General features: G+C 72.6%; 14 protein-coding genes. 6 read left to right on the forward strand and 8 right to left on the reverse strand.

What is annotated here, in order from left to right:
- Positions 1-4: 4 nt before the first annotated feature.
- Positions 5-1,186 (forward strand): class I SAM-dependent methyltransferase, encoded by a 1,182-nt coding sequence (locus tag HD601_RS15060; protein WP_184823124.1) that lies wholly within the window; start codon positions 5-7, stop codon positions 1,184-1,186.
- On the opposite strand, the gene HD601_RS15065 is transcribed toward HD601_RS15060, so the two are convergent.
- Together HD601_RS15065 and HD601_RS15070 are read right to left on the reverse strand one after the other, a co-directional pair.
- Positions 1,163-3,622 carry a glycosyltransferase gene (locus tag HD601_RS15065; RefSeq protein ID WP_184823126.1) on the reverse strand — a complete coding sequence of 820 codons (2,460 nt, stop codon included), beginning with the start codon at positions 3,620-3,622 and terminating at the stop codon, positions 1,163-1,165. The genes HD601_RS15060 and HD601_RS15065 overlap by 24 nt on opposite strands.
- Positions 3,619-5,412: a glycosyltransferase family 4 protein gene (locus HD601_RS15070; protein ID WP_184823128.1), complete on the reverse strand. Its 1,794-nt coding sequence runs from the start codon at positions 5,410-5,412 to the stop codon at positions 3,619-3,621. The genes HD601_RS15065 and HD601_RS15070 overlap by 4 nt, the downstream gene beginning before the upstream one ends.
- A gap of 75 nt (positions 5,413-5,487) precedes the next feature.
- On the opposite strand from HD601_RS15070, the gene wecB reads away from it, so the two are divergent.
- From wecB to HD601_RS15095, 5 genes are all read left to right on the forward strand, one after another.
- Complete coding sequence (gene wecB, locus HD601_RS15075) at positions 5,488-6,600, forward strand: non-hydrolyzing UDP-N-acetylglucosamine 2-epimerase (RefSeq protein ID WP_184823130.1); 1,113 nt, start codon at positions 5,488-5,490, stop codon at positions 6,598-6,600.
- Positions 6,593-8,689 carry an acyltransferase family protein gene (locus HD601_RS15080; protein WP_184823132.1) on the forward strand — a complete coding sequence of 699 codons (2,097 nt, stop codon included), beginning with the start codon at positions 6,593-6,595 and terminating at the stop codon, positions 8,687-8,689. Before wecB ends, HD601_RS15080 begins: the two co-directional genes overlap by 8 nt.
- The gene (locus HD601_RS15085) at positions 8,686-10,545 is read left to right on the forward strand and encodes a glycosyltransferase (RefSeq protein ID WP_184823133.1); all 1,860 of its coding nucleotides are present in this window, start codon (positions 8,686-8,688) and stop codon (positions 10,543-10,545) included. The genes HD601_RS15080 and HD601_RS15085 overlap by 4 nt, the downstream gene beginning before the upstream one ends.
- A gap of 75 nt (positions 10,546-10,620) precedes the next feature.
- Positions 10,621-12,831 (forward strand): glycosyltransferase, encoded by a 2,211-nt coding sequence (locus tag HD601_RS35715; RefSeq protein ID WP_184823135.1) that lies wholly within the window; start codon positions 10,621-10,623, stop codon positions 12,829-12,831.
- A gap of 120 nt (positions 12,832-12,951) precedes the next feature.
- On the forward strand, positions 12,952-13,677 hold the full coding sequence (locus tag HD601_RS15095) for an MIP/aquaporin family protein (protein ID WP_184823137.1): 726 nt from the start codon (positions 12,952-12,954) through the stop codon (positions 13,675-13,677).
- Positions 13,678-13,687: 10 nt separating this feature from the next.
- Here HD601_RS15095 and HD601_RS15100 read toward each other — a convergent pair whose 3' ends face one another.
- Genes HD601_RS15100 through HD601_RS15125 form a run of 6 tightly spaced genes read right to left on the reverse strand, consistent with a single transcriptional unit; the run spans position 13,688 to position 20,653 of the window.
- Complete coding sequence (locus tag HD601_RS15100) at positions 13,688-14,239, reverse strand: hypothetical protein (RefSeq protein WP_184823139.1); 552 nt, start codon at positions 14,237-14,239, stop codon at positions 13,688-13,690.
- Positions 14,240-14,241: 2 nt separating this feature from the next.
- On the reverse strand, positions 14,242-16,440 hold the full coding sequence (locus HD601_RS33110) for a glycosyltransferase (protein WP_221441002.1): 2,199 nt from the start codon (positions 16,438-16,440) through the stop codon (positions 14,242-14,244).
- 31 nt (positions 16,441-16,471) lie between these two features.
- The gene (locus tag HD601_RS15110; RefSeq protein WP_184823141.1) at positions 16,472-17,635 is read right to left on the reverse strand and encodes a serine hydrolase domain-containing protein; all 1,164 of its coding nucleotides are present in this window, start codon (positions 17,633-17,635) and stop codon (positions 16,472-16,474) included.
- Positions 17,632-18,459 carry an ABC transporter permease subunit gene (locus HD601_RS15115; protein ID WP_221441003.1) on the reverse strand — a complete coding sequence of 276 codons (828 nt, stop codon included), beginning with the start codon at positions 18,457-18,459 and terminating at the stop codon, positions 17,632-17,634. Before HD601_RS15115 ends, HD601_RS15110 begins: the two co-directional genes overlap by 4 nt.
- Positions 18,456-19,322: an ABC transporter permease subunit gene (locus HD601_RS15120; protein WP_184823143.1), complete on the reverse strand. Its 867-nt coding sequence runs from the start codon at positions 19,320-19,322 to the stop codon at positions 18,456-18,458. The genes HD601_RS15115 and HD601_RS15120 overlap by 4 nt, the downstream gene beginning before the upstream one ends.
- Positions 19,319-20,653: an ABC transporter substrate-binding protein gene (locus HD601_RS15125; protein WP_184823145.1), complete on the reverse strand. Its 1,335-nt coding sequence runs from the start codon at positions 20,651-20,653 to the stop codon at positions 19,319-19,321. Before HD601_RS15125 ends, HD601_RS15120 begins: the two co-directional genes overlap by 4 nt.
- Positions 20,654-20,758 lie beyond the last annotated feature (105 nt).

Here is a 20,758-nt window from a genome sequence, read left to right on the forward strand (position 1 = left end):
TCCGATGAGGCTGACGAAGCAGCGTGCGGCCATGATCGTCGCGGGCATCGCTGTGGTCGTCGTCGGTGTGTCGGCAGCGCTGGGCTGGTGGCAGGTGGCCCTGACGATCGTCGCGGCCGTCCAGGTGGCGGGTGTCGTCCTGCTGGTGGACATCCGGGGCCGCATGGCACGTTCCAACGAGGTCCGCAAGGTCGCCGTGTCGGTGGACAGGACGCACCGGCAGCTCGGCAACCTGGGCACGCGCATGGTGGCCGCCGCCGAGAAGGGCCGCGTCGAGACCGCGGACGGGCTGGCCTCCATCGGGCATGCGCTGGACGAGAGGCGCGTCGCCGAGGCGAGCCTGCAGAAGGAGCTCTCCGACGTCGCCGCCGGCGTCGACGCACATCGCGCTCGTGTCGACGCGCAGCTGGGCGACTGGCATGGCGAGCTCGCCGCGGTTCGGTCCGGTCTCGCCGAGACCGGGCAGCGGGTCAGCGCCGCACTGGACGGGGCCGAGCGCGACCGCCGGGCGCTGGACAAGCGGCAGGCAGCCGAGCTCGCCCGGCACATCCGGCAGACCGAGGCGCTCATCCAGCTCTACGAACGTGTGCAGCCACGAGCCGCCATGCCGTCGTCCGGTGGCTGGGCGCTGGACCCCACCGGCGTGCTCACACTCCTGGAGGTCGTCCGGCAGCGCCGCCCCGAGCTGGTGGTCGAACTCGGCTCCGGCACGTCGACACTCTGGCTCGGATACGTGTTGCAGCAGCTGGGCTCCGGCAGGGTCGTCGCCATGGACCACGAGGAACGCTTCGCGGAGCTGACTCGCGCCCATGTGGCCGCACACGGCCTCGGCGACGTCGTCGAGGTGCGGGTCGCGGGGCTCACCGATCCGGGCCTGCCCGAGCACGAGACATTCTGGTACGACCACGCCGCCATGGCCGATCTCCGCGACATCGACCTGCTCGTCGTCGACGGCCCGCCGAAGGCGACGGGCCCGATGGCGCGCTACCCTGCCGTGCCGAAGCTGGCCGACCAGCTGCGCGACAACGCAGTGGTCGCCCTCGACGACGCCACGCGGCCGGACGAGCGCGAGGTCTGGCACCGCTGGTGCAAGGAGGTCGACGGGTTGGACGAGTGGGCGGTGCCGCCGGGCGACGCCCTCAAGGTTCTCGTCCTGAACCGGTCAGCCGCCGGCGAGTCCGCTTAGGGCCGTCAGAAAGGCGCTCGCACCGTGGTGCTCGTCGGCCCACCTGCGGGCGCGGTGCTGCTGCTGGGCGAAGGCGTCCGGCGAGCCGTGCAGCCTGGTGACGACGTCGCGAACCTCTGCGGGGGCGCAGTACACCGCACCGTCGCCGTAGACCGGCTTCAGCTGCGGCGACAGCACGACCACACAGCCGCTGGCCACAGCCTCGAGGACGGCGGCTCCGGGCACGGCAGCACCGTCACGGTCGAAGTAGACGAAGAAGTCGAGCTGGGCCAGGAAGGTGCGGACGTCCATCTGGTCGTCGTCGTAGGTCAGCCAGTTGGGCGGCAGAGCGGCGCCGCCCAGGGCGCGAGCCGGTGTCCGGTGACCACCGAGCAAGCGGACGTCGATGTCGTCGTGGTCGGGATAGGCGGCCAGGAGGTCCGCTGAGGTCGCCGGCCAGTGGCTGGCATGGTCCGGGACGTGACGGCCGATGACGGGCCGGCCCGGGCCCGGACGCAGGATGTGCACTGTCAAGCCGAACGGGGCGAAGGCGTTGACGAGGGTGTGGGCGGAGACCTCGCCGAACCCGCCCGCCTCGAGGCGGGCACGGGCGCGGGCAGTCCGTGGCACCCAGACGGGCTCCGTGCCGAACAGCCGCTTCGCGTTCGCCGCGACGTCGGCGGCCCGATAGCTGCGTCCCTCGTCCTGCCCGGACGCCTCATCGACCACGACGGCCACCCGCTCGGCCGTCAGCCCCGATCCGCCGGTATCGGGGACGAACTGCAGCGCCGCCGGATCGTGAACCAGCACCAGGCCGGCCCGGGCGCGCTGAGTGAGGTGCGAAACGGCCAGTTCGCCGGTGGTGAAGAGCTCCAGGATCCGCGAGTCCATGGCCTCGTGAGCGCCGGGCCGCGGTGCTGGATCGAAGGTCTCGCCATGAGCGACCGCCACGCTCAGACCGGCACCGATGGCCATGCGAAGATCCGCGATGACGCCGTCCGGATTGCGCTTCTTCTGCCGCCAGTCGTTGACGACGACGACGTCGTACCGCGGCTCGGACGGTGCGGAAGGCAGTGCCGACCAGGACGGGTCCGGAAGCGGCAACACCCGTGCGCCGGGATTGCCGTCGTAGCGGGCCGGCACCGACCCGGCGCGGATCAGGCGATTGCGATACCGGAAGGCGTCGCGGTACAGGATTCGGGTCCAGTGCAGCCATCCGGGCGAGATGTGCCCGCGCGACAGCGAGTCGGTCCGCAGCTGGGTGACGGCGAGCGGCAGCGACTCGGGCAGGTCGAGCAACGAGCCCGGGGCTGCCGCGGCCAGTCGTTGGGGGAACTCGACGTCGGCCGACTTGCGCACGGCGTCGAAGTACCCGGCCAGCTCGAGTGCCTCACGTCGGCGGAACAGCAGTGACGACGCGTTGAGACGTCCGGGCGGGTAGCCGGGGTAGGTGAAGCTGAGATCGGGGAACGCCCGCAGGGCGCGGCTCCGGGTGGCCAGGAGACGCGGGTCGGCGAGCAACGGCTCGAGCTGCCGCTCCAGTCGGCGCGGATGGGACCAGTCGTCGAAGTCCTGGAACGTGACGAAGTCGCCGCGGGCATGGTCCAGGGCCAGGTTGCGCACCAGGTAGGTGCCGCCGTTGACCGGCGCGCGGAGTACCCGGACGCGGTCGTCCAGGGCGGCGACCTCGTCGAGGAGTTCGGTGTAGTCCGGCGGCGATGCGTCGTCGACGACGAGCAGTTCGAGGTCGCGCCAGCTCTGGTTCAGGATCGACGCGGCCGCCGCGAAGATGCCCCGGTCCGGGCGGTAGGCGGACATGACCACGGTGACCGTGCCCGCGTCTTCGACAGTGGTCGCCGGCGTCGCGGTCAGCCGTTCGAACGGAACCGCGGCGTCGCCGGTGACGCCGACCGGATCGAGGCCGGCGTCCGTGAAGGGGATCGTGAGCCGAGCCGCCCACTCGTCCGCCGACCGGCCGGCGCCGGTGAACGGGTTGACGGCGTCGGTCTGCAGCGCCCACAGCACCGGATCCGTCAGCTCGAGCTCCCCGAGCAGGTCGGCCAGGCGGTCCGGCGCGTGTCGCAGGAGCAGCTGAGCGTAGAGATCGGCGGACGCAGAATCGAAGACCGCCGTACCTTGCCGGTCGCGGACCAGGCCGAAGGCCGACACCGCGACGTCCGGGTCGGCCATGCCACGACCCAGCGCGGCGATCCTGGCGATGGCCAGCAGCCAGGCCGGGTCGAGGCTGGCGGGGGCGGTGCCCGCGCGGAGCTGGTCGTACAGCTCCGCGCGTCCCGATCGGGCACCGGCCAGCCGCGCGACGATCTCGGCCGCCTGCGGGCTGTCGATGCGGGTGACGGCGGTGGCCAGCGTGGTGGGCGTCGTACTGCCCCGGAGCCGGTCGCCGAGCTGGTCGAGGAAGGCGGTGTCGGTGGTCATGCCCGTGCGCGGCGTCACCCTTCTCCGCCGCCGGTGACGGCGGCGTAGATGGCGGCGTACCGTGCGGCGTTGCTCGACCACTGCCGCTCAGCGACCACCCAGTCGCGCGCTCGCTTGGCCATCTCGTTCCGGGCGTCCTCGTCGTGCCGCAGCTCGGTGAGGACCTCGGTGAGCGCATCAGCGTCCCCGGGCGGGAACGACCGCCCTCGCTCGCCGTCGCCGACGATCTCCAGCAGCGGAGCGAGCTCGGACGCGACCACGGGAATGCCGGCGGCCATGGCTTCGAACGGCTTGAGCGGAGTGACCAGACGGGCCGCTCGCTCCGCGATCCGCGGGACCACGAAGACGTCGAGCAGCCGGTAGTAGTCGAGCACGCGATCGTGCGGGACCCGGCCGGCGAACAGGACCGAGTCGCCGGCTCCTTCGGCTGCGGCCAGCTGCTCCAGCTCGGCGCGACGGTTGCCGTCGCCGACGATCAGCGCGACCGCGGGAACCCCGTTCGCCCGCAACCGGGCCGCCGCACGGATCAGCGTCTCGTGACCCTCGCGCCGGTGGTCGAGGTTGCTGACGTAGCCGAAGACGAACCGGTCCTGCAGACCGAGCTCGGCGACGAGGTCCGCGTCCCGCTGCCCGGGGTGGAACGCCGACACGTCGACGCCGTTGGGCACCACGTGGACCTTGGCGCCGTCGATGCCCCGGGACATGATCTCGGCGCGCATGGACTCGCTGAGGGTCACGACGGCGTCGGCCGCACGCATGCAGCGGATCTCGGTGGCGATGCGACGCTCGTACAGCTCGCCGCGCTCGTTCCACGCCGCCTCACGGCTCCAGAGCGACTCGAAGAAGCCGCGCACCTCGTAGACCAGCGGCAGGTCGAACTCACGGGCCAGGGCCAGGCCGACCAGCGCCGGCTCGTACCCGCGGTGCCCCGAGTGCACGTGGATGATCGACGGCGACACCTCGGCCACGCGGGCGGCCGCCGCCTCGGCGTAGGCGTCGAGGTACAGATCGGGCGGCCCCTTGAGCAGGCGCTTCGTCGCGTTGCCGAGGTGGTGGTGCGGGCTGCCCGCGATGACCTCGACGTCGGGGACTGTGGTGTCGCTGTCACCAGGGAAGCCCAACGCGGTGATGACGACGGGGTCGAGCCCCGCGGCCCGCTGGCTGTCGACGATGTACTGGCTGCGCATCGTGTAGCCGCTCTGGCGATAGGGCATCGCGGCCTTCAACAGGTGCACCACCCGGCCGCGGACCGGGTCGGCCGGGGCAGAGGAGGTGGGAACCGCGGGCAACCAGTCCGGCTCGGTCTCGCGGATGCGGCCGACGACGTTGCGCAGCTGGGACTGCCTGGAGGGCGAGTCGTCCACACGCACCAGCGCCTCGGTGGCCTGGAGCTGCAGGCTCAGCGCTCCGGGCCGGGCGAACGCGTGCCGGGCGACGTCGAGGAACTCGGCGTCGCCGGACTTCAGAGGCAGTAGGGCCGCGGCGAAGGCCATGGCCTGGTCGTGGGCGCCCTGGTCGCTCAGGGTCCGCAAGGTGTCGAGGTCGGCGCCCGCGAGTTTGCCGGTGCCGGTCGCTCGGAAGCCACGCCAAAACGCGCGCGGATACGTGTGCAGCCTCCACCCGTTGCGGCGCGCCCGGGCCACCCCGCGGGAGATCCGCTGCGGGAGCGGCCGGGACCGTTCGACGGTGGCCGTCAGGCGAGCGACCTGACTGTGGAGCGCGCGGATCTGCGCGAGAGAGCCGTCGGCGACCTGCAGTCTCGCCGCGGCGTGCGTCGGCGACTCGCCATTGTTCCCGTCCGGGGCCATGGTTGGGGAGGATACCCTGTGCGCGGACCTCGCAAGCGCGCTGTGTTATTCGGTCACAAGACATGGAAGGCCCCATTGTCCAGCGAACTCGTCATTCACGTCACCGGCGCGCGCCCCAACTTCCCCAAGGCCGCACCCGTCATCCGGGCACTCGGGGCCCGGGGCGTGGCGCAGGAGCTCGTGCACACGGGTCAGCACTACGACGACGCCATGGCGAAGGTGTTCTTCCGCCAGCTCGCACTGCCGCAGCCCGACGTCGACCTCGGCGTGGGTTCGGGCTCGCACGCCCGACAGACCGCGGCGATCATGACCGGCCTCGAGGAGTTGTTCCTCGCACGCCGTCCAGCGCTCGTGGTGGTCTACGGGGACGTCAACTCGACCGTGGGGGCGGCGATCGTCGCGGCCAAGCTCGGCATCGCCATCGCCCACGTCGAGGCCGGACTGCGCAGCTTCGACCGGACGATGCCCGAAGAGATCAATCGTGTGGTCACGGACCAACTGGCCGACCTGCTCTTCGCCACCAGCCCCGACGCGCTGACCCACTTGGGCAACGAGGGCGTGCGAGCCGGCAAGGTGCACTTCGTCGGCAACCCGATGATCGACACGCTGCTGGCCAACCTCGACCGGTTCGACGCCGACCAGGCCCGCCGTGACCACGGGCTGAACGGGGACTACGTGGTCGCCACGCTGCACCGCCCGAGCAACGTCGACGATCCCGACGATGCCGCGGAGCTGGTCAAAGCCATGCACTCGGTGGCCGACATCGCCGAGGTCGTCGTGCCGCTGCATCCGCGCGGACGGGCTCGACTGGAGGCGGCCGGACTGTTCTCGCACGATCGTCTGCGGGTCATCGACCCGCTCGGTTACGTCGAGTTCCTCGGCCTCGTCCGTGGCGCCAACGCGGTGGTCACCGACTCCGGCGGCGTTCAAGAGGAGACGACCATCCTCGGGGTGCCGTGCCTGACCCTGCGGGCCAACACCGAACGCCCGGTGACCATCACGCACGGGACGAACCGCCTGGTGACGAGGGCCGAGCTCGGCTTCGTCGCCAGTCAGGTGCTGTCCGCAGGACGAGCGGCCGACTGGCCGGTCCCGCCGCTGTGGGACGGCCGGGCCGGCGAGCGCATCGCGGAGGTCATCGAGGCATACGTCCACGGCAAGGGGGCCGCTGGGGAGGGTCGTGACTAGCGCCGCCACCTACCAGCCGGCCCGGCGGCGGGTCGCCGAGCGCCCGCCGCCACCGCGGTTCCGTCCCGACGTCGAGGGCATGCGGGCCGTCGCCGTCGGCATGGTGCTGATCTACCACGCGGGTGTCGGTTTCGTCCCCGGCGGCTTCGTCGGAGTGGACGTCTTCTTCGTCATCTCCGGATTCCTCATCACCGGCATGCTCATCCGCGAGGTCGAGCAGACGGGGACGGTGTCGCTGGCACAGTTCTACGCGCGCCGCGCCAAGCGACTGCTGCCGGCGGCGGCGCTGGTGCTCTGCGTCACGGCGCTGCTGACCTTCCTGATCGCACCGACCATCGACCGGCGGGCCTTCGGCGGTGACATCGCCGCGGCCGCCCTGTACTTCGTCAACTGGCGGTTGGCCGACCGCTCGGTCGACTACCTCGCCGAGGACGTCGGCCCGTCCCCGGTCCAGCACTTCTGGTCGTTGGCTGTCGAAGAGCAGTTCTATCTGGTCTGGCCGCTGTTCATCCTGCTCATCGCTCTGTGGGTGCGCCGCAACAACGAGCCGCCGCGGGCCTGGATGGGGGTCGGCCTCGCGGCGGTCGCCGTGCCGTCGTTCGCCTGGTCGATCTACCTCACGTCGACGAACCCGTCGACGGCGTTCTTCGTGTCGACGACGCGGTTGTGGGAGCTGGCCGTGGGCGCCGGCGTAGCGCTGGGCATGCCCGTGCTCGCGCGACTGCCACAGACGATCGCCGCCTGGGGTGCCTGGGCGGGACTCGGCGCGGTCGGGCTGTCGGCGTTCCTCATCACCGCCGACACGGCCTGGCCCGGATCGGCGGCGCTGCTGCCCGTGGCCGGCACCGCCGCGGTGATCGCGGGTGGAGCTGCGGCCGGTCGCCGCGGGCCGCTGGTACTGCTGGGCATCCCGTTGTTCGTATGGATCGGCGGGCTCTCGTACTCGCTGTACCTCTGGCACTGGCCGCTGATCGTGCTGGCGACAGCGCACTGGGGTGAGCTGCGGGCCTGGCAGGGGTTGCTGGTCATAGCGTTCTCGTTCATTCCGGCGTGGCTGGCGTACAAGTACGTCGAGAACCCGGTCCGGCACGCGCGGTCCATGGTGCGCTCCTCGCGGTTCGCGCTGAGCATGGGCGCCAATCTCACGCTGGCCGGCGTGGTGGCGGGGCTGGTGCTGACGGCGTCGGTTCCGCAGGCTGCGGCGCCGCCGGTGGCGGCTCAGGCCGCCCCAGGAGCGGCTGTCCTCGACGCGACCGACCCGCGCACCGACCCCGACGGCGTTCCCGTCGACGAATCCGAGTGGATCACCCCCGACCCGCTGTCCGCGCCGGAGGACGTCCCGGACGCCTACGACGACGGCTGCCAGGTCGACATCGACTCGTCGGAGGTCGTCGCCTGCGAGTACGGCGACCCGGACGGTGACGTCACCATCGCCCTGGTCGGTGACTCGAAGGCGCTTCAATGGATCACGGCGCTGGACACCATCGGCCAGGAGAACGGCTGGCGGGTCGTCACTTACACGAAGTCGACCTGCTCGTTCACGACCGCCACGCTGAGTGCCGACGGCGGCGTGTTCGACTCGTGCAGCGCCTGGAACGAGTCCTTGCTGGACCAGTTGCGCGATGACGCGCCGGATCTCGTCCTGACCTCACAAGGACGAAAGCGCGCGCTCCGGGATCCGGACGATCCCGGCGAGGGCGAGGCCGTCGCGCCCATGGTCGACGGCCTGGTCGAACGGTGGGGCCAACTCGTCGACGCCGGCATCGAGGTCGCCGTCCTGGCCGACACCCCGCAGCCCAACAGGGACGTGTACGAATGCGTCGCCAAGCGCCCCGACGAGCTGACCAAGTGCGCGTTCGACCGCAGCACCGCCATCGAGGACAGTGCGGCCGAGACCCAGAGCCGAGCCGTCGAGGAGTTCGGCGACGCGACCTGGATCAACCTGAACAATTACATCTGCCCCGCCGACTCGTGCGCCCCCGTCATCGGGAACGTGCTCGTCTACCGGCAGGGGTCACATCTCACCGTCACCTATGTGAACACACTGGCTCCCCGCCTGGCGGCGGCGCTGGAGGAGATCGTCCAATGATCCGTACTGCACGGGGCGCTGCCGGGCGCCTGCGTCGAGCCGCCCGCGAGCTCCGGGGGACGCCGCGGCCCGTCCCGGAACCGGCCGCGGTCGCGGCCGCGGCGCCCGTCGATCGTCATCCGCAGGTCCGCCAGATCCGCGACATGCTGGGCGAGCTGCTTCCCGCCGAAGCGGTTCCGGCGCGTCCCGGTCTGCGGGTGGCGGTGGCAGCCGCACCTCGGCTGGCCGATGGTCTGGCGTGGGAGTGGGAGCAGATCGTCCTCGACCCAGCCGAGTGGGCCGAGCGGTTGGAACCGGCGCAGGCCGAGCTCCTGCTCCTCGAGATCCAGTCAGGCCACCTGCCGGGCTGGGGGCCGGTCGACGGCGAGCCCGCCCGGTTGGTCGGCGCTGCCCGCGATCTCGGGCTGCCCGTCGTGGTGTGGGTGACGAGCGGCTCGGCCGATACCGAGGCCGCCGGTACCCTGCCCGAGGCGGCTGACGTGGTCTTCGTCGCCGATGCGGCCGCGGCCGAGAGCTGGCAGTCCCGCTGGCCCGGCACCGTGGTGGCCCCGCTCGCACCGGCCACCGCGCCGATGGCGCACTCTCCCGTCACCGCCGGCGGTTCGGACCGCCGCCCCGGCGCGGCCGCCGTCGTGTCCGATCAAGGTGCACTCGACCCTGTGTCCGTTCGTGGGCTCGAGTCGTTCGTCGCGCCGGCCGTCGGCAGGCGGGCGCTCCCCGAGCTGCACACCTGGCGCGCGGGCGGCGCGCGCGGCACCGTCGGCGCCGACACTCCGTGGCCTGCGGCGGTGAGGCCGATCGCCGTCGAATCGACCGTCCCGGAACTGTCGAGGCCGGTCGTCGACCACTACAGGGTGCTGATCGATGCAGCACGGAACGCTCCGGAGTCGACGTGGGCGCTGCTCGACGCGGCGGCGGCACAGACGGCAGTCGTGACCCTGCCCGAGTACCACGCGGCGCTGCCGGCCGACCTGCGACCCCACGTCGCGAGCGCCCCTCAACCCGCGGCGTTCGAGCGCGAGATCATCGCCCGCGTCGCCCAGCAGGAGCTGCGGGACCGAGAGGTACTGCAACTGCACCGGGCCGTGCTCGCCGGTCACACCCTGGGCCACCGGGTCGACACGGTGCTGGCTGCCCTCGGGCGGCGCCCGGCGACCGAGGACCGCTCGGTGTCGATCGTCGTGCCGACGAACCGCGAGCACGAGCTGGACAACGTCTTCGCCAACGTGGCCCGGCAGGCGCACCGCGATCACGAGCTCATCCTCGTGCTGCACGGGCTGCCGCTGGACCACGCCGATCTGCACGCGCGGGCCAAGGAGCACGGCGTCGAGCGCTTCCAGGTGATCGATGCCGACGCGTCCGCGCCCCTGGGCACCATGATGAATCTCGGCGTCGACGCCGCGAGTGGGCGCTATACGGCGAAGATGGACGACGACAACTTCTACGGCCGGCACTATCTCACCGATCTCGTGAACGCGTTCTCGAGCACCGGGGCCGGCATCGTCGGTAAGTGGGCTCACTACATCTGGTTGCGTTCGGTCAATGCGGTCGTGCTTCGATACGCCGGATATCAGCACCGGTATCACCGGCTCGTCCAAGGGGGATCGATCATGGCCGACACCGAGCTCGCAAAGGATCTCCGGTTCAGCGATATCCCCCGGGCGGTCGACACGGACTTCCTGAACCGGGCCTGGGCATCGGGCGTGAAGACCTATTCGTCCGATCGCTTCAATTTCGTCAGCATCCGGGGCACCGACCGCGAGGCGCACACCTGGAAGGTCACCGACACAGAGTTGATGATCGGTGGCGCGCAGGTTGCGTTCTACGGTGATCCGCGCGCGCATGTCGACGTGTAAATCGATCTGTCAGATGCTGTCATCGTCGTTCGGTATCATCGTCGCCGACGCATCGGCAGAACCGGGGATTCGTACGTGAGCACGCAGTTCCACCGCCGCGGGGGCGTGGCGCGCAGGTTGGCCCGCCGGGTGGCCCTGGTCGTTCCGCCGACCCTGGGTCCGTCGCGGTGGGTCGGTTTCGTCGTGCGCACCCGCCTGCGCACGGCCGGCGCTCTCGTCGAGAGCGACCCCGCCCGCATGCTCCGGCTGGTCGAGCCGGTGGCCGAGCGGGCGTCCGACGGCGGCGCGACGTGGCGGTTCGTCGCGGTGGCACGGCAACGCACCGGCGACGACACCGGTGCGTTCGAGGCCGTGGAACGCGCCATCGACGCCGGTGAGCGGACCGTCACCACACTGGTGATGCGGCGACGGCTGGCGCTGCGGCTCGAGCGCGCCGACGACGCCGAGGAGTCTCGGCAACTGCTCCTCGACACTCCGCCCCGCAGCGTCAAGGAGTTCGGCCGCGCCGTCGACGCACTGGCCGGCGCCGACCTCGACCTGCTGGAGCGCTACGACGCCATGGTCTCGGCGCTGCCAAAGCTGCGCGAGGCCAGCCGCGAGAGGTTCGACGAGCTGCTCGACGAGGCCCGGCTGGTCCGGGCGCACGAGGCCGGACCGCACGGGTTCAAGCCCGAGCTGGCGCGGGTCCTGGCCACCAGCGGCCGGCCGCTGCGCACTGTCATCCAGGCGCTGGTGCGTCGGCGGGCCTGGCACGACGTGGCCGTGTTCGTCGCGACCACACCGCACAACAGTCCGCAGATCGGCCCGCGTGGCGCCCGAGCCGGGTTCCCTCTGGCCGAGGTCGGCAAGGCCGCGTCGCTGGCGCTCGCCGCCGGCCACGCCACCGCCGCGTCCATCATGGCGGCCAAGGCGTTGGTCGTCCGTCCTGACAACGCCGGCCTTCGCGCCACCTTCGACGACGCACGCGACCAGCTGACCATCGCCCGGAAGGGCTGGACGTTCCCCGCACCGGCCGAGGCGACGCCGTACGAGCCGGCGCCGCGCGCGATGCTGGCCGTGCTCTCGCAGTCGCCGCCCCACAGCTCCAACGGGTACGACGCCCGTGCGCACGGCGTCCTCACGGCGCTGGCCGAGCAGGGCTGGCGCCCACACGCGGTCACCCGGTGGGGCTTTCCCTATGACGGCTGGAAGGCGTCGGACCCGACGACGGTTCCCGATGTCGACCACGTCGACGGCATCGCGTACCACCGGCTGCTCGACGACGGCGTCCGGCAGTACCCCCGGTACCCGCTGGCGTCGTACCTCGAGCGGTTCGAGAGCGGGGTCCGTGACCTCGCCGTCCAGCACCGGGCGAGCCTGATCCAGGCGTCGAGCTCCCACCTCGCGGGCATGGCCGGGCTCACCGCCGCCCGTCGGCTCGGGCTGCCGTTCGTCTACGAGATGCGTGGGCTCGCGGAGCTGACGGAGGTCTCGCGCGATCCCGCCTTCGAGGGCTCCGACCGGTACCGCTTCCTCAGCCGGCTCGAGACCGGCGTCGCCCTCGAGGCCGACCGCTGTTTCGTCACGAGCGAGGCCCTGGGCCACGAGATGGCTCGCCGCGGCGTGTCCGAGGACCGCATCGTCGTCGTGCCCGACGGCGTCGACGTCGACCGGTTCCGGCCGGCCGAACGCGATCGCGCGCTCGAGGCCGAACTCGATCTGGCCGGCAGGACCGTCATCGGCTACGTCGGAGGCCTCGTCGATCACGAGGGCCTGGACGTCCTGCTGGACGCCGTCGCGAGCCTGAAGCAGACACGCGACGACGTCCGCGTGATCGTCGTCGGCGACGGCCCCTCGGAGCGAACGGTGCGCGCGCAGGCCGAGCGCCTGCGGCTGGGCGACATCGTCACGTTCACCGGCCGGGTGCCTCAGGAGCAGGTGGCGCGCTACCTGTCCCTCATCGACATCGCGCCGTTCCCGCGCCTGCCGCTTCCGGCCGGCGAGCTGATCGCTCCGATCGCGCTCCTCGAGTCGATGGCCACGGGCAGGGCGGTCATCGTCTCCGACGTCGCGGTACTGGCTGAGGTCGTGCAGGACGGTGTCACGGGGCGCGTATCGCACCAGGGCGACGCCGACGACCTGCGCGGCGTTCTGGAGCAGCTACTGGACGACCCCGAGCAGCGCCGGCGGCTCGGCAGCGCGGCTCGCGAGTGGGTCGTGCGCGAGCGGGGCCGCGACGCGATCGGCATGGCGGTCGAGGCCGCGTACACCGAGATCCTGGCCGGCTCCGCGACTCCTGTGCACTGACCCGCCGAGGCGCGCGGTCGCGATAGGGTCCTCCTGACAGGGTGGCGTTCGACAATCACCGCGTGGGTGGACACGGCCGCGGGCCGAAGCTGAGCGAGTTCGACAGGAGTGGTGTCGTCGATGACTGACGCATGGATCCGCAACGCGGTCGCCGAAGCGGTTGGGGTGTTCATACTCGTCAGCGCCACGTTGCTCGTCTTCGACGCGGGCGCGACCCCGCGGGCGCTGGCGTACGGGTTCGTCGTCGTGGGCCTGGTGGTCGCCCTCGGGCACGTCTCGGGCGGCCACTTCAACCCCGCCGTCACGCTGGCCATGCTGCTCGACAAGAAGATCGACGTGCTCGCGGCGGTGGCCTACTGGCTGGCCCAGTTCGCCGGCGCCACACTCGGCGCCGTCGCCGTGATGCTGACCACCGACCGCGAAATCGTCGAGCTCGGTACACCCGTCATCGCCAGCGGCATGAGCGTGGGCGGGGCCATCGCCCTCGAGGCGATCTTCACCATGGCCATCGTGCTGGTCGTGTTCGGGGCCGTCGTCGACGACCGTGCACCGCTGTCCGCGTACCCGTTCGGCATCGGTCTCACCGTCGCCGTCGGTGCGTTCGCCACCGACTCGCTCACGGGAAGCGCGCTGAACCCGGCGAAGGGCTTCGGTCCCGCCGTGGTCAGCGGTCAGTGGGACGGCCTCGCGGCCTGGCTCGCCGGGCCGGTCATCGGCGGCATCCTGGCCTGGGCGCTGTACCGGTTCGTGATCGCCCCGCCCGGCGGCAGCGGCAGCCCGTTCGTGCAGCGCCGCGACCGCTACCCCGAGCCGGTGCCGCCGCCGGGTCCGTCGCTGATGCCCTGACGGCGACGGCTCAGGCCCGCGGGGCGAGCGCGCCGAGCAGCAGCTTGTCGGTGGGGGTGAGGCCTTCGGGGCCCACCGTCACCGACGCGGTGCTGCGGTAGCTCGCGAAGATCGTCGCCAGGGTCGCCCGCAGGTAGTCGTCCCAGGTCTGGGTCGCGTGCGTCCACTCCGCCTCCGGCAACAGCAGCTCGGCGGGGTAGCCGTAGGCGCGCGCCGTCGCCAGCTCGGCGACGTCCATGACGACCACCGGGCGGAAGCCGGCGGTCAGCACCTGCAGCTCGGCGAGCTCGTCGACCACGTCCCGTACCTGCGTGGCAGGCAGCCCCAGACACAGCACGACGACGACGGGGAGTCGCTCGGTGCCGACGCCCGCGAGCAGCCGGCCGGCGGTGACGTCGAGCGGCGTGTGCTGCTTGGAGTCGACGGCGAAGAGGCGGTGCACGACGGCGCGGGCGGTGGCGCTGTCGCGGATGCGCGGGACGACGGTGCGGCGGGCGTAGCGGTAGCCGGGGATGCGGCGCACGTGGCGCATGACGCGGCGGGGTTTGCGGCGGTCGGCCACGATCAGGCCTGCCCTTCCAGAACGAGGCCGGTGAGGATGCGGGCGGCGTCGACGGCGCCGTTCCCGGGGTCGGCGTCGGCCACGTGCTTGACCATCGGCTCGCCGCGGTCCAGCAGGTCGGCCAGCAGCGGCTTGGCCTGGTCGACGGTGACGACCTCGAGAGCGTGCGCCCAGCCCCGCGACGCCGCGTACTTGGCCCGGGCCTCCTGGTCGTCGAGCGCGGTGGAGCGGTTCGGCACGAACAGCGACGGGACGCCGAAGCGCAGCAGCTCGTGGTAGCTGTTGTAGCCGGTGGCGCTGACAGCGAGGTCGAACGCGCGGTAGCGCCGCGACAGCGGGAAGTCGCGCACCACGTGGACGTCGTCGAGACGGCCCTGGCCGGAGGCGATCTCGGGCTGCGTCACGCACACCTCGACCCCGAGGTCGCGCAGCGCGGCGACGACGGCGCCGAGGTCGCCGCTGGTGTCGTTGATGTTGCCGGCGCCCAGCGAGACCAGCGCGAGCGGGGCCGACGGGTCCAGGCCGAGCAACGCCCGGGCGTCGGCACGGGTGTCGAGGTCGTCGGGGTCGAGCAGCGTCACCGGGCCGACGCGGCTGGCCTCGGCCGTCGCCGTGACGCCCTGGTCGGCCGGTCCGGCGAACTCGCCCGGCTCGATGACCAGGTCGAACCAGCTCGACTTGGCGAGCTGGTCGCGGTTCATGCCCGGCCGCCACATGCCCCGTCGCGACCAGACCCAGCGGATGCCCGGGTAGGCGCGGCGGACCAGCCCCAGCCCCTCGTACGGCCAGGTGCCGTCGAACACGACCACCGACGGGTGGATCCGCTCGATGGTCGCCGACAGCCGGGCGGCGAAGTAGCGGTGCCAGCGGGCCGGCTCGAACCCCGTCGCCGTCGCCGACGGCAGGTACTCGTAAGGATGCCCGAACCGCCCGACCACGGGTGCGGCCTGTGACAGCGAGAAGAAGTGCGGCTCGAGCTCAGGCGTGCACCGCTCGGCGAAGGCCAGCAGCCGGGTCAGGTGACCCATGCCCGCGCCGTTGCTGGTGACGAACAGCGCCCGCGGCGCCCGGCCGGTGGTCGTGGTGATCGACGACGGCGTCCGCTGCGGTTCCGCGGGGGTGCCGCTGGGCGCGCCGATGAGCCGCTCGAGCCGCGCGATGTGGGCCTCGTGGCCGTACCGCTCGCGTGCGGTGCGCTGCGCCCGCTCGACCTGGGCGTCGTAGGCGGCACGGTCGGCGTAGAGGCCGTCGACGACGCGGCGGACGTCGTGCGGCTCGGCGTAGACGGCGGCGTCGCCGAAGACCGGCTCGAAGTGCGGCGGCAGGACGGCGGGCACGCCGGTGGCGAGCGCCTCGAGGATGGTCCGGCCGAACGCCTCGACCCAGCGCGGGTTGTGGAAGTAGACGAAGAAGTCGAGCGAGGCGAGGAAGTCGCGCGGCGGCATGGCGCCGAACTCGAACACCTCCCAGCTCTCCGGCAGGTCCCCGAGCAGGTGCTCGACCGGACCCGCGCCGCCGAGCACGCGCACCGTCCACGACCCGTCGACGGGGTAGACGGCGCGCAGGGTGGCGGCGTCGGCCGGCCACTTCTGCGGCGACGACCGGCTGTGCCGGCCGACGACGGGGCGAGCGTCCCGCTGGGCGGCGTGCGCGTCGCGGTCGACCGCCCAGGCGTCGACGTCGATGATGTTGACCCAGTCGGTCTCGGCCAGCGTGTGCGCCGGCACCCGGCCCTCGACGGAGGCACGGACCAGCGGGCCGATGGGCGCCCAGACCGGCTCGCGGCCGAACCGGTGCCGCGCGATCTCGTGGACCGCCTCGGGCCGGTAGTGCTCGTGCCCGTCGATGTCGAACGGGGCGGCGTTGGCGACGATGACGACGTGGTCGGCCTCGACCGGCGGCAGCTGCTCCGCCGCGTGCTGCAGGACCGCCGGGTGGCGGACCACGACGACCTTCGCCCGGACCGGCGTCCGGCCCACGAACAGGTGGGCCCGGCCGGCCTCGACCGCCGCGCGGATGAGGCGGTTGACCGGCGACACCTTGGCGACCAGCGGCCCGTTGAGGCTGATCAGGCCGGTGGTGTAACCGGCGCGGGCCTGCGCGGTGATCTCCTCGGCGATGCTGTGCGACGTGCCGCCGGGGAAGCGGAGGTCCGAGACGTCGAGGACGTCGACGGTGCGGGCGCCTGGGGGTGCGGGCATGGTTCCTGATCGTGCCACACCTCCGCCGCCGTCAGCGCAGGACCGTGCGGAGAGCGGTGACGAGGCGGTCCGCACGGTCGTCGCCGTGGTTGCGCAGCCGGTTGGTCAGGTAGGCGAACCCGACGCCGGCGACGGGGTCGGCGAACGCGAGCTGACCGCCGGCGCCGTCGTGGCCGAAGGAGGACTCGGCCAGCATCGGCGCGATCGGCGAGCGCAGCATGAACCCGGTGGCCCAGCGGGCGTGCGGCGGCGGGAGGTCCAGCACGCCCGGGCCCTCGGCCTGGGGGCGGGTGGCATCGGCGACGGCGTCCGGCTTCAGCAGGGCGGGCTCGCCCTCGGTCGCGACGGCGACGCGCGACCAGGTACGGGCCAGCGCCCGGGCGGTGCTCACGACGCCGACGGCGGGGAGGCCGGCGGCCAGGACGGCGGGGTCGTCGAGCCCGGCGCCGTCGCCGACCAGCTCCGGGCCGAACGCCCCGCCGAGCGTGATCGCGCGGGTGATCGTCCGCGGCCGCCACGGCGTCGTCGGCGCGTCGGCGGGGAAGGTCAGCTGCGACCGCGCCCGGTCCCACCCGGCCGCCGCCAGACGCGCCGTCGCCGCGGCCGGGAGCCCGAGCCAGAGGTCCGGCCCGCCGGCCAGCCGCGCGACGTGCGCGGACAGCGGCTCGCCGGTGGCGCGGCGCAGGATCTCCGCGACCAGCCAGCCGTAGGTCATCGCGTGGTAGGCGTGCCCGGTGCCGGGCGTCCAGAGCGGGCGCTGCGCCTCCAGGGCGGCGACCACGGGCGTGCCGGCCAGCGCGTCGGCGCGGCTCAGGTCGGCGTCCAGGGCTGGCAGCCCGGCCGAGTGCGACAGCACCATGCGGGTCGAGACGGCGTCCTTCCCGTGCGCGCCGAACGCGGGCCACACGTCGGCCACCGGCGCGTCGAGGTCCAGCCGTCCCTCCTGTGCGGCCAGGACGGCGCACGCGGCCAGCAGGCCCTTGGTGCACGAGAACGTCAGCGCGAGCGTCCGCCCGGTCCAGGGTGCGCCGGTCCGCGGGTCGGCGAGCCCGCCCCACGCGTCGACCACCGGGCGCCCTCCGGCATGGACGGCGACGGCGGCACCCGCGGCCGGGTCCTCGGCCAGCAGTTCCGCCAGCACCTCGGCCACCGGCGCGAACTCCGCCGCCCAGACGCCGTCGACACCGTCGATCATCGGCCCGCCCCCTGCAGGATGGCGGCCACGAAGCCGCGCTGGAAGATCAGGAACACCGCGATGGTCGGCACGATGATGAGCAGCGACCCGGCGCACAGCAGCACGATGTCCGTCCCGTACTGCCCCTGGTAGGCGCCCAGCGCACCGGCCATGGTCCGCCGCGTGGGCTCGTCGACCAGGGTGACGGCGAGCAGGAACTGGTTCCACGTCCACAGGAACAGCAGGATCGCCAGCGCCGACCACGCCGGCGCCGCCAGCGGCAGCATGACGTGCCGGAACGCCTGCCGCATGCTGGCGCCGTCGACCCGCGCGGAGTCGAGCAGCTCGGCCGGCAGCCCCAAGAAGTGCGCGCGCATCCAGAACACGCTGAACGGCATGAACAGCGCCGTCAGCGGCACGATGATCGCCCAGCGGGTGTTGAGCAGGCCGAGGTCGCCGATCTGCAGGTACAGCGGCGCGATCAGCGCCTCGTACGGCAGCGCGAGCCCGGCCAGGAACGCGGCGTAGACCAGCGCCGCCCCGCGGAACGGCACGAGCGCCAGCCCGTAGCCGGCCAGCGTCGCCAGCAGCAGCGCCGACGGCACCACCACCAGCACGATCAGAGCGCTGGAGCGCAGCAGTTCGCCCATGACGGCGGCGTCCCACGCGTCCACGAAGTTGCCCCACTGCGGGTCGGCCGGCACGCTGAGCCCGGCCGGGGCCGAGCCGCGCGGCTGCAACGCCGTCAGGGCCATGCTGACCAGCGGCAGGACGGTGCCGACGGCGGCCAGCGTCAGCACCAGCACGCCGACGGGGCTGCGCCCCGCCACCCGTCGCCGCGTCACTCGTCCCGCCCCAGTCGCTGCAGCGGCGCGATGATCGCCAGCACCAGCACGACCAGCACCACCGCCAGCGCCGACGCGAGCCCGACCGCCTGGTCGGTGAAGACCAGCCGGAAGATCAGCACGCCAGGCACCATGGTGGAGTACCCCGGCCCGCCCGCGGTGGCCACGTAGACGATGTCGAAGCTGGCCAGCGCCGCGATGGTGAGGATCGTCGCGGCCACCACGATCTCGCGGCGCAGCGCCGGCAGCGTGATCGCGGTGAACCGGCGCACCCGCCCGGCGCCGTCCAGCGCGGCCGCCTCGTGCAGCGCCGGGTCGATCCGCAGCAGCCCAGCCGTGAACAGCAGCGTGCACAGGCCGGTGGCGACCCAGGTGCCGATCAGCCCGACCGCAGGCAGCGCCGTCCCGAAGTCCGCCAGCCAGGGCCGGGCCAGCGCGTCCAAGCCCACGGCGCGCAGCGACTGGTTGATGACGCCGTCGGGCGAGTACATCCACGACCACGCGATGGCGGCGCCGGCCAGCGGCACCACCTGCGGCAGGAACAGCACGGCCCGGGCGGCGGCGCGGGCGCCGGCCGAGCGCAGGTCGGCGACGACGGCGGCCAGCGCCAGCCCCAGCGTGATCGGCAGCACCGTGAAGAACGCGATCAGCACCAGCGCGTGGCCGAGGGAGTCCAGCAGCCGCTCGTCCGTCACCACGGACCGGTAGTTGTCCAGGCCGACCCAGGTGGCCGGCCCGAACCCGTCCCAGTCGTAGAACGAGTACCGCACGGTCTGGCTCAGCGGGTAGAGCACGAACGCGCCGTACAGCGCGAGCGCCGGCAGCACCCACCACCAGCCCGAGGCGCCGTAGCGAGCCCTCACCGGGCGAGCTGGCTCTCGTAGTCGGCCTGCAGGGTCGCGGCGAAGTCCTCCGGCGTCACCCGGCCGGCCAGCAGCAGCTGCAGCTGCGGCGTCAGCGTGGCGGAGAAGAACGACGCGGTCGCGTTGCCCATGAACGGGACGATGCCGTCGTCGGCGCTGAGCTCGGTGAACGCCTGCGAGGTGTCGGCGACGACGGCGACGTCGGATGTGGGCACGGGGGCGTCGGCGGGACCGCCGGGGACCAGGCCCTTGATGGTGACGACGAGCTCGCGGCCCTCGTCGGTGAAGGTGAAGTCGAGGAACGCGGCCGCGGCGTCGGCGTCGGAGGCGCCCGCCGGGATGACGAAGTTCGCCGGGTCCGACATCGCCGCCCGCGGGTGGTCGTCCGCGGCGGGGAACAGGAAGAACCCGACGTCGTCGCCGAGCTGCTGCCCCAGCGTGGCCGCCTGCCAGTTGCCGCTGACGAAGTAGACGCCGTCGCCCTCGGCGAACTGCGCGGCGGCGGTGCTGGCGTCGACGGCGGCGACGTCCGGCGCGAGGTAGCCGGCCGCGGCCCAGTCCTGGAGCGTGCGCGCCGCCTCGACCGCCTCCGGGGTGTCGATGGTCGCGCCGGGCGCGTTGAACACCCATTCGGTCATGGGCTGCGCGGTGCCGTGGGCCAGCAGCAGCGACTGGTACGGGAAGAACACCAGCCCGTCCTTGCCGGACGTGATCAGCGGCGTGGCGCCGGTGGTCGCCGCCGCGGCGAGGTCCTGCTCGAACTCCGCGACCGAGGCCGGCGGGCCGTCGATGCCGGCCTGCTCGGCGAGGGCCTTGTTGTAGTAGACGCCGGTCAGCGTGAACCCGATGCCCATGCCGTAGAGCGAGCCGGTGCCGCGCACGCCGTCGTCGCCGACCCGCCATTGGTTGAGCTGCGACGCCGGGAAGTCGGTCCAGCCGTAGGCGTCGGCGTACTCGTCGAGGTTGCGGACCAGCCCGTCCTCGACGGTGTTGCCGGGCGTGGGCAGGCTGATCAGGTCCGGCGGGTCGTCGCCGGTCATCAGCCGCGGCGCGTTCTGCTGCAGCGCGTCGAACTGCTCGCCGGTGATGTCGAAGGTGACGTTCGGGTGGGCCGCGGTGAACGCGTCGGTGATGACGCGCAGGCCGTCGACCTGCGTGGTGTCGACGGTGATGTCGACGACGACGGCGTCCTCGCCCAGGTCGGTGCCCGCGTCGTCCGGCGCCGACTCGGGCGCGTCCGTGCCCGGGGAACCGCAGGCGGACACCGTCGTGACGGCGATGACGGCGACGGTGGCGGCGAGCGTCCGGGCGTGGCTCTGGGGCGTCCTCATGGCGCTCTCCTCGACCTCGATGTCGGTGACGGGCCCTACGGTCGTCCCGATCGAAGCACTTTGTCAAGCACTTCGATAAAGCACTTCGATGAGCTAGGCTCTGGT

The sequence above is a fragment of the Jiangella mangrovi genome, assembly GCF_014204975.1.
Classification (GTDB): Bacteria; Actinomycetota; Actinomycetes; order Jiangellales; family Jiangellaceae; genus Jiangella; species Jiangella mangrovi.

Bases quoted from the DNA above. Each gene is read 5' to 3' on its own strand.
- HD601_RS15060 (WP_184823124.1), top strand. From the start codon at position 5: ATGAGGCTGACGAAGCAGCGTGCGGCCATGATCGTCGCGGGCATCGCT.
- HD601_RS15070 (WP_184823128.1), bottom strand. From the start codon at position 5,412: ATGGCCCCGGACGGGAACAATGGCGAGTCGCCGACGCACGCCGCGGCG.
- HD601_RS15085 (WP_184823133.1), top strand. From the start codon at position 8,686: ATGATCCGTACTGCACGGGGCGCTGCCGGGCGCCTGCGTCGAGCCGCC.
- HD601_RS15095 (WP_184823137.1), top strand. From the start codon at position 12,952: ATGACTGACGCATGGATCCGCAACGCGGTCGCCGAAGCGGTTGGGGTG.
- HD601_RS33110 (WP_221441002.1), bottom strand. From the start codon at position 16,440: ATGCCCGCACCCCCAGGCGCCCGCACCGTCGACGTCCTCGACGTCTCG.
- HD601_RS15110 (WP_184823141.1), bottom strand. From the start codon at position 17,635: ATGATCGACGGTGTCGACGGCGTCTGGGCGGCGGAGTTCGCGCCGGTG.
- HD601_RS15125 (WP_184823145.1), bottom strand. From the start codon at position 20,653: ATGAGGACGCCCCAGAGCCACGCCCGGACGCTCGCCGCCACCGTCGCC.